At 41.3% G+C, this 8,827-nt stretch carries 6 protein-coding genes; 4 read left to right on the top strand and 2 right to left on the bottom strand.

Translation table 11 applies throughout. The annotated features are described in order from the left end of the window. Positions 1-109: 109 nt before the first annotated feature. The 4 genes from L1D50_RS18880 to rluF all read left to right on the top strand — a co-directional run bounded on the left by L1D50_RS18880 (position 110) and on the right by rluF (position 4,551). The gene (locus L1D50_RS18880; protein ID WP_128726586.1) at positions 110-1,327 is read left to right on the top strand and encodes an HDOD domain-containing protein; all 1,218 of its coding nucleotides are present in this window, start codon (positions 110-112) and stop codon (positions 1,325-1,327) included. After that, a complete protein-coding gene (locus tag L1D50_RS18875; RefSeq protein WP_239966601.1) occupies positions 1,327-2,424 on the top strand; it encodes a DUF418 domain-containing protein in 1,098 nt (365 codons plus the stop codon). The genes L1D50_RS18880 and L1D50_RS18875 overlap by 1 nt, the downstream gene beginning before the upstream one ends. Further along, positions 2,417-3,490: an ABC transporter substrate-binding protein gene (locus L1D50_RS18870; protein WP_128726585.1), complete on the top strand. Its 1,074-nt coding sequence runs from the start codon at positions 2,417-2,419 to the stop codon at positions 3,488-3,490. Before L1D50_RS18875 ends, L1D50_RS18870 begins: the two co-directional genes overlap by 8 nt. A gap of 65 nt (positions 3,491-3,555) precedes the next feature. Next, complete coding sequence (gene rluF / locus L1D50_RS18865) at positions 3,556-4,551, top strand: 23S rRNA pseudouridine(2604) synthase RluF (protein WP_239966600.1); 996 nt, start codon at positions 3,556-3,558, stop codon at positions 4,549-4,551. Between the two features lie 75 nt (positions 4,552-4,626). On the opposite strand, the gene L1D50_RS18860 is transcribed toward rluF, so the two are convergent. Then, a complete protein-coding gene (locus tag L1D50_RS18860) occupies positions 4,627-7,695 on the bottom strand; it encodes an efflux RND transporter permease subunit (RefSeq protein ID WP_239966599.1) in 3,069 nt (1,022 codons plus the stop codon). Between the two features lies 1 nt (position 7,696). Continuing rightward, on the bottom strand, positions 7,697-8,776 hold the full coding sequence (locus L1D50_RS18855; protein WP_239966598.1) for an efflux RND transporter periplasmic adaptor subunit: 1,080 nt from the start codon (positions 8,774-8,776) through the stop codon (positions 7,697-7,699). Positions 8,777-8,827 lie beyond the last annotated feature (51 nt).

Raw genomic sequence — 8,827 nt, 5'->3', positions numbered from 1 at the left:
GATTCTTAATAGCTTAGGTTGATTTTCTTTATCATCATAAAGGGTTAAAATCTAAAAATTGCTAAACCAAAAGTGTGATCGTTCACTTTGGGTACGAAGGAGTTTTTGTTTGAAGGTTTTTGTGGCCCGCCAAGCCATATTTAATCGTAAAAAACAAGTTGTTGCATACGAATTGTTGTTTCGCGATGGTGTAAAAAATAGCTTTCCAAATATTGCAGATGATGCAGCGACAGCCAGGCTGATAATGAATAATCAACTTAACCTCGGCATGCGATATCTCACTTCGGGAAAGAAAGCGCTAATTAATATTGGTCCAGACTCGTTACGTCAGGAGCTGTGTGAGTTTCTCCCAGCAAATGATGTGATATTGGAGCTATTGGAGACTATTCCACCAACAAAGCAAAATTATGAGCGAATAAGAGGCTTATTTCATAGTAACTTCAGACTTGCCCTTGACGATTTTCAATACTCAAGAGAGTGGGAGCCTTTCTTAAAGCTTGTGCGGCTGATTAAGTTTGACGTGATGGAAAATCCGCTGGACACCATAGTACCAGTGATTGATATGATCAAAGAACGAAAGAACATCAAGCTACTCGCTGAAAAAGTCGAAACCGAAGAAGAGTTCGAGCAAGCTAAAAAGATGGGATTCCAGTTCTTTCAAGGCTACTTCTTTGCAAAACCAAAGATGATTGAGCAAAAAGACATTACTATTAATTATGTGATTGTCATGCTTATTTATGAAGAAGCACTTAAACCAAATATGAGTATTACACGACTAGCCGAATTGTTTGCCCAAGACACAGCGCTTGCGTATAAATTGCTCAGGTTAATCAACTCCGGGGTATTTCCAATTAAGAGTCGGATTGAATCTTTAAAACAAGCCTTGGTATATTTAGGAAACGAGCGTGTTAAAAAGTTTGTAAACTTAATTATGACTGCTCACGTAGCTGAGGGAAAGCCGACAGAATTAACACGCCTTTCTATCGTTCGTTCGCGATTTTGTGAGCTTATCGCACAGCAAATCTCGCCGGGACTTACCAATATGAGTTTTATGACGGGTTTGTTTTCCCTGCTCGATGCTATTCTTGATAGGCCGATGGAGCAGGTTGTAAACAAACTACCTTTTCCTGAGCAGCTCCATGATGCTTTGATAGGCAAACCCAATACGCTATATTATATTTTAAATATCGTCAGAGCCTATGAGTCTGGGAGCTGGTGGACGCTGCAGGATGCGTGCAGTTATCTAAACTACAAAGACGAAAACCTTCCTGATTTTCATGCTGCTGCGATAAACTGGGCTGATATGTATAAAAACCGTGTGTATTGATGAATAGAATTATTGCGATGGATGCGATCCGCGGGTTCGCGCTACTTGGCTTGCTTTCCATGAATATGGTACATATGGCCAATTTTGAGTTGGGCTATGTACCAGCCCAAACAGCCCACTATCTTGATCCGTTCTTCGCAATGGTTAATAGTATTTTCTTTGATGGTCGATTCAGAAGCTTATTTGCAGTGCTATTTGGAGCGGCGTTATGCATTCAGACAGCAAAGTCAGATGGTCATAGCCTTGCAAGGCATCGACTAACATGGCTAATGGTCTTTGGTGTGGTGCACGGTGTGTTGATTTGGCCGGGAGATATTTTATTTAATTATGCGCTTAGCGGTTTCGTTGCACTACGCTTTGTAGATGCGAGCAACAATAAGTTAAATCGCTATGCGATAGGATTTATTTTAGTTCCTTCTATTGCTATTAGTTTATTGCTGTTAATTGATCCAGAGCCACAAATAAATAGAAGTTCAGAAATCTACCTCGAGTTCTTGCAGCAGATACCTGCAAACTACTTGGAACTGCTAACCTTAAATGGACTTTATTTTGTCATTATCAGTTTGCTCATTCCGGTAATTACTTTGTGGTACACCGCAGGGTTAATGCTACTCGGTATGCGCTTATATCGAAGTGGTATGTTTGATTTAGCGCGTACTGAACCCGTTCATAAAATTAATTTGTTTGCCGTTGTAGCTATTATTTTGTCATTTGTCGGCTTTGTTCTTGAGCGTAAACTAGGCGTCGAGTTTTTTGAAGGATTAGATTGGATCCTTGCAGTACCGGTTGCGTTGTTTTACGTCGTTGTAATTAAGGCTGCAATGCGAGGTGCAAAACATCAGCTTTGGAGTCTCCAATGTGTTGGGCGTCTAGCGCTTTCGTTATATCTTCTCCAGTCAATTGTGTTTGTAAGTTATTTTTATTTTATAAACCCAAGCGCTATCAGTACTTGGGATCGTTCGGATTATTTCTCGGCATTTATAATTGCGTCTATAATTCAATTAGCCCTTGCGGTGATATATTGTAAGCTGTTTAAGCAAGGTCCATTTGAAAAGTTATTGAAGGTACTAGTGCTACGAAGAGCCCGTTATGATTAAAAGAGTATTAATTGGGTTAGTGCTATGGATGGTGTGTTTTAGTATTGATGCTAAGCAGTCTTTAAATGTCTTGTTTGTTAACCCTTCTGTGCCTGGGGAGCCATTTTGGCAGCGCGTTCAAGGTATTACAGAAGCGGCAGCGGATCAATTCGATATTAGATTAGATGTGATCTATGGAGAAGGGAATCGAATTATTCAGCTCGCTGAACTTAAAAAATATTTGAGTTATCGTGCCACGCCCGATTACGTCATCCTCATTAATTATCCCGGTGGGGCCGAAGAAAGCCTAAAACTTTTGGAAAAGTATGGGATCAACCATATTACTTTAGAAGAAACGATTTCTGGCCCAGAAAGGCTCGCAATAGGTAACCCAAAAGAACACTATAAGTATTGGCTTGGGGAAGTGCATCACGATAATGACCAGGCTGGTTACGATTTGGCTAAGCAACTATACCAACAGGCTAAAACTAACGGTCATGAGACAATTTATCCTATTGCTATTAATGGTCACTATGGCACAGAGTCAGACATTAGAAGCAACGGTGCAAAGCGATTTTTTGATGAAGTTGGCGTGGTTGTTCAGCAAACTGTATACGCAGGTTGGTCAAAAGAACAAGCATTTGATAAAACAAAAAAGCTATTGGCACGCTATCCAAAAACAAACCTTATTTGGTGTGCGTCAGATTTGATGGCGATGGGGGCTATCACCGCAGCTGCATCAAGCACGTCAAAAATCGTATTTGGAGGGTTTGATTGGTTGTCGGATACTTTTGACCTTATTGAACATAATGAGATGCAAGCATCCGTTGGTGGCCATTTTATGATGGGGGCTTGGGCGTTGATTTCGGTGTACGATCATTATTATGGGCATCCATTTTGGAAGAATCACACCGAGCTTGCTTTCGACCTAAGTTTGATCACTAAGGAAAATCTAGCAGACTATCGCTGGGTAAAGTCAGCGAAAAACTGGCAATCTATTGATTACAAGGCAATGAGTCTCAGAGGAAAACCTAAAGAGCAGTATCATTTTTCTCCTGAGCTATTAAGAAAAAGTTTGCAAAAGTAGAAATGCAGTAGTGTAAAGCGGTTGAAGCGATTACAATACGGGTTTTTACTCAAAGTGGTTGTATCGTGACAGAGCAAAAGCGCCTCAATAAATACATCAGTGAAACTGGATTCTGCAGTCGTCGAGCAGCTGATGACTTAATCGCCTCAGGCCGTGTCAAAGTAAATGGAATTCTGCCAGAAATGGGCACCAAAGTGTCTGATGCCGACACTATTATCATTGATGGTAAGCCTCTGAAGGCAAAGCCAAAGGCCGTATTTATTGCTTATAATAAACCTGTCGGTGTAACTTGTACTACCGAGCGTAAAATCAAAAGTAATATTGTCAGTGCGATTAACTATCCTGAGCGTATTTTCCCAATTGGTCGTTTGGACCGTCCATCCGAAGGGTTAATTTTCTTGACCAACCAAGGCGATATGGTCAATAAGATCCTTCGTGCTGGCAATAACCATGAAAAAGAATATGAGGTTGTGGTCGATAGACCCATTGATGAGCGTTTTGTAAAACGTATGTCCTCAGGTGTTCCAATCCTCGGCACTGTCACAAAGCCTTGTAAAGTCCATAAAACCGGTGCTAAATCATTTACTATTGTGTTGACCCAAGGCTTAAATCGTCAAATTCGTAGAATGTGTGAATATCTAGGATTTGAAGTAACACATCTTAAACGTATTCGGATCATGAATATCGATCTTACTGGGCTTAGTTCTGGTAAGTGGCGTCATCTTAACGACAGCGAAATGCGGGCGATTAATCAAGCCACTGAGTCGTCGAGTAAAACGCAAGAAGCATCAGCTGGTGCTGGTGCGGGAAGGCAGTTTGATAAACCTAGAAAAGAATCGAGTGAAGGTGACAATCCGAAGCAAAACAAACGTTCTTACGGTGATAGAAATAGAAAAGTCGATACCGATAATCGTAATCGAGACGGCTTTGCTGGAAACTCCAAAGCGAGAAATAAGAATAAAACGCCGAGTAACAATACTAGAAGAGAAAATCCTAACGAAGGTAAAAAGCCAGCAAAAAGAGTTAAAGGCACTTTATCTTTAAATAAAAGTGGTAAATGAAATAAAAAATGTTTTGAATGTAAAGCCCCTTGACAGTGTTAAGGGGCTTTTTGTTAGCGGACCTACGTTAGCAATTTAGTCTGCAGGTTGTTTTATACCAAAATAGACACAGTGAAGTACTGGCAAGACGATCAATGTCAGTATGGTCGCAAAACCCAAACCAAACATAATGGTTACTGCCATTGATTGGAAGAACACATCGAATAACAGTGGGATCATGCCTAGTATGGTTGTAATGGCTGCCATAGATACGGGTCTTACACGGCTAACACCTGAGTCAAACACTGCTTGGTAAGGAGATTTACCAGACTCTATCTCAATATTGATTTGGTCCATCAGTACGATACCATTCTTAATCAGCATGCCGGACAGACTTAGTAAACCTAACAGCGCCATAAAGCTAAATGGTGCTTGTAATAGTACCAGGCCTGCCGTTACCCCGATAATTGCGAGTGGCACCGTAGACCAGATAACTAAAGGTTTCTTAACTGAGTTGAAGAGCAACACAGTGATCATAAACATGGCTAAGTAACCGATCGGTAAGGAGCCGAAAATAGCTGACTGCGCATCTGTTGAGCTCTCATATTCACCGCCCCATTGCATTTCATAACCTTGAGGAAGTGCTATGGCTTCGACATCAGCTTTCACTCGGGCGAATAATTTAGCCGGAGTTTCGTCTCCGATAACGTCGTGATCCGCCATTACAGTGATAGTGCGTTTACGGTCACGGCGCATTATCAAGCTATCTTCCCAAGTCACACTAAATTTATCAACAATTTGTGAAACTGGGACATAAACATTTAGTACGGGACTAAATATTTGTAAGTCACCAAGATTTTCAACATTGAGCCTTTCATCCTCAGGAGAGCGAGCGATAATCGGTAGTAATTGTGTACCATCTCGATATAAACCTACTTTGTTACCTGATACTGAAGTAAGTAATAGCTGATCTAAATCAGCCTTACTTATCCCTAATCTACGGGCTTTAGACTCATTAAATTGCGGACGGATCAATTTGGTCCTCTGACGCCAGTTATCGCGGATATTAAAAGCGCGATCATCTTGGCTAAAAATATCCTTTGCTTTCTCTGCTAGTTGACGCAGTACAACCGGGTCGGGGCCTGAGAAGCGAGCTTCAATTTTCGCATCTGTAGAAGGACCGATTTCCATTCGTTTAATCTTCAGTCTACCATCAAGCTCATGTTTAAGTTCATACTCGCGAAGCTTAGCAATCATTGTTATCACTGCTTCTCGGTTTTTCACACGAACAATGAGTTGACCATAAGCATCGTATTGCTTTTCTGGTGAGTAAGTCAGCATGAACCGAGGCGCGCCTTGACCAATAGTTGTGGTTACCTCGCTAACCAATGGATCGTCCAGTAAAAATGATTCGATCTTTTCTACATTCTGCGCTGTGCTTCGAATGTCTGCACCTTGGTAATGCCAATAATCAACATAAAACATCGGTGTATTCGAAGCCGGAAAGAATGACTGTTTAACGGATTTAAAGCCAACTACGGCAGCAACCAAAAGTAAAATCATAGCAATAATGGTAATAGCACGATTTTTAAGACAGAAGGTCAGCATCGATTTATAGACTGTAAATATCACTCCTTTGTAAGGGTCGTCCTCTTCTTCGTTGGTATCTGATGACTTTTGTTTAGGTCCTTTAAACATCAAATTGGCAAAAAATGGAGTCAATGTGATAGCCGTGACCCAGCTTAGTAGTAATGAAATTAACAACACCCAAAATAGAGAGCCGGCAAACTCACCACTGGCATCTGAGCTTAATCCAATCGGTGCAAATGCAGTGATCCCAATAATAGTTGCACCAAGAAGCGGCCATTTTGTCTGTTCAACAATGTTAACAGCTGCTTTAATCTTAGATTGACCTCGTTTAATGTTGATTAAAATACCTTCAGTCACGACAATGGCATTATCGACCAACATACCCAATGCAATGATCAAAGCACCCAATGAAATACGTTGTAAATCAATGGCAAATATCTTCATAAAGATAAAGGTACCCAGCACAGTAATAAGCAAAATACCACCGATCAATATGCCACTTTTTACACCCATAAAGATAAGCAGAACGATAATTACTATGGCAACGGCCTCTAAAAGACTGATGATAAAACCGTCAACTGAGGTCTCAACTTCTGTAGGCTGATTGTAAACTGTGTTGACCTTAATGCCATACGGACGTTGATATTCTAGTTGCTGTAGATGATGCTCTATTTCTTTACCTACCTCAACGACGTTGACGCCAGAGGTAAAGGATACGCCAACCAACAGTGCGCGCTGCTGAGCAAAGCGAGTAATATGGCTAGGTACTTCAGCATATTCACGTGTTACCTTGGCGACATCACCCAAATAAATAAGCTCTTTGGCACCAGGTTTTGAGATTAGTAATCCCTCAAGTTCTGAGACATCCGTAAATTCCCCTGTGGGGTGAAGACGAATAGATTCATCGCCAACACGAATTTTTCCCGCGTTAGAAACAGTATTTTGTGCTTGAAGAAGCGAAAAGATGTGGCTGGGCGGAATGCCTAGTTGCGATAATTTCTGTGTGGATATTTCAACTATTACTTGCGCTTGTTGCTCACCCGCTACCGTAACTTTACTGACACCTTCAACAAGCACTAACTCACGCTTTAAGAAGTCAACATAGTCTTTTAACTCGTCATACGAATAACCTTCTCCAGTGATAGCATACAGCTCACCATACACATCCGCAAAATCATCAATAACACTTGGAGACATAACACCTGGGGGTAATTTAGGTGCTAAATCATTGACTTTACGGCGAAGCTCATCCCATATCTGCTGTAAGTCTTTCTTACGGTACTTACTCTTCATTTCAACGGTGATCTGTGACTTTCCCGGGGAAGAAATGGAGGTAACGTAGTCGACATAGGGTAAAGATTGGATTGCATTTTCAATCGGAAAGGTGACTTCCTCTTCCACTTGCTGTGGTGAGGCACCCGGGTACATGGTCACGACCATGGCTTTTTTTAATGTGAACTCAGGATCTTCTAACTGGCCTAAACCCAAATAGGATACCGCTCCTGCAATAAGTAGGAGTAAGGCAAACATCCAGCTGATAACCTTATTTTCAATTGACCATTTGGCTAAACTCATATCACAGACCTCTTTCTTTAGTCCAAGGTCTCACTTTTGCGCCTTCTTGTAGATAATGTACACCGGCAGCTACAATTTCTTCACCGGGTTTAAGGCCCGACAACACCTCGATACCAGAGTGATTAAGTTCGCCAACGGTAACTTGGCGTTTGGTGACGGTTTGTTTGTCACTTTGATATACCCAAACGTAACTATTACTATTAGCACTTTGCTCTTTATCTGAGAAAACTGCTTGATTGGGCACTATGATTGCTGTGTTTTCACTGTTAGTAATTTTACTTGGGTCAACATACACATGGCCCGTCATACCTGCAAATAGATTGAAATCTTCAGGAATTGGAAGGCTAAATACGACTTTGTAGGTTAAGGTTGCAGGATCTGCTTGCGTATCCCATTCTTTGATGGTGAGAGGATAAGATTTACTTGGGTAGCCATCAAAAACAACCGTCGGCTTATAATCTGAATCTTTATCCACGCGAGCCACAATTCGTTCAGGCACTTGAATAATTACATCCATCATATCGCGTGTTTCAAGGCGCAAGATGTTTTGTTTTGCAACCACGTTTTCATAATTTTTCACAAATACCTTAGCGACAGTGCCGCTAAATGGCGCTCTTAGTTCGCTATATTCAAGGTTCGTTTTAGCAATTTTAAAAGCAGACTCGGCAACCTGTTTGTCTGCATTAGCTTTATCAAACTCAGCTTTAGTGGCGATGCCTTTTTCGAACAATGGCTTGATTCTAGATAACTGCGATTTAGCGAGCTCAAATTGGGCTTTACGTTGTTCATATTGTAGATTGAAATCTTCGGGGTCAAGCTTTGCCAAGAGTTGTCCTTTTTGCACATCCTGTCCTGCAAGAACTGGAAACTCGATGAGTTCGCCATTCACACGAAAGGCAAGATAGGAGCCTTGATTTGCCACCACTTCAGCTGGGAAACTGCGGAGTGTGCTGCTATTTGGATCCGAAACCGTGTGAATCTTAACCGGTCGGTTAGGGGCTTCTGTTGGGGCTTGTTCTGCTTGCTCTTGGCAACCTATTAGTAAAGTAGCCAACACAATTCCAGAAAACATTCTTAACATATTGTTCTCCATGACAACGTCAGTTTTAATGCGTGCAGAATAATGGAATTA

It is taken from the genome of Pseudoalteromonas sp. Isolate6 (assembly GCF_022398435.1).
Taxonomy (GTDB): Bacteria; Pseudomonadota; Gammaproteobacteria; order Enterobacterales; family Alteromonadaceae; genus Pseudoalteromonas; species Pseudoalteromonas galatheae.
Note: the sequence above shows the minus strand (reverse complement) of the source record. Positions and strands in the feature narration are given on the sequence as shown.

Coding starts and splice junctions, on each gene's coding strand:
- L1D50_RS18875 (WP_239966601.1), top strand. CDS start 1,327: ATGAATAGAATTATTGCGATGGATGCGATCCGCGGGTTCGCGCTACTT.
- L1D50_RS18870 (WP_128726585.1), top strand. CDS start 2,417: ATGATTAAAAGAGTATTAATTGGGTTAGTGCTATGGATGGTGTGTTTT.
- L1D50_RS18860 (WP_239966599.1), bottom strand. CDS start 7,695: ATGAGTTTAGCCAAATGGTCAATTGAAAATAAGGTTATCAGCTGGATG.
- L1D50_RS18855 (WP_239966598.1), bottom strand. CDS start 8,776: ATGTTAAGAATGTTTTCTGGAATTGTGTTGGCTACTTTACTAATAGGT.